We start from the raw sequence: 255 nt of genomic DNA on the forward strand, positions 1-255 counted from the left end.
TCACGATGACGCACAAGTGCGACCAAGGCCGCCGTTTATGAAATTTTCAAGGCAAACACTCCCTTTTCTTACTGAAGCTGGCCAGCAGACCGATCCGAACTGGCTTGAGGACAACCAGGCTGCCTACAAAGCCCATGTCAGGGGGCCGTTCATTGACCTGGCCCAAAGGCTCAAGACAGAACTTCAGCCAAGCGTTCCGGACTACCACTTCCCCGTCAAAGGAATCGGTAGAATCAAAAAGGCTGCGAACTATAC

1 protein-coding gene is annotated in these 255 nt (G+C 52.5%); it reads left to right on the top strand.

What is annotated here, in order from left to right; translation table 11 throughout:
- Positions 1–37: 37 nt before the first annotated feature.
- Positions 38–255, top strand: a 218-nt coding sequence (locus tag QWY27_RS15430) for a DUF2461 family protein (RefSeq protein WP_290199294.1), incomplete at its 3' end; no start/stop codon positions are given.

The sequence above is a fragment of the Zwartia vadi genome, assembly GCF_030410375.1.
GTDB classification, from domain to species: Bacteria; Pseudomonadota; Gammaproteobacteria; order Burkholderiales; family Burkholderiaceae_B; genus Zwartia; species Zwartia vadi.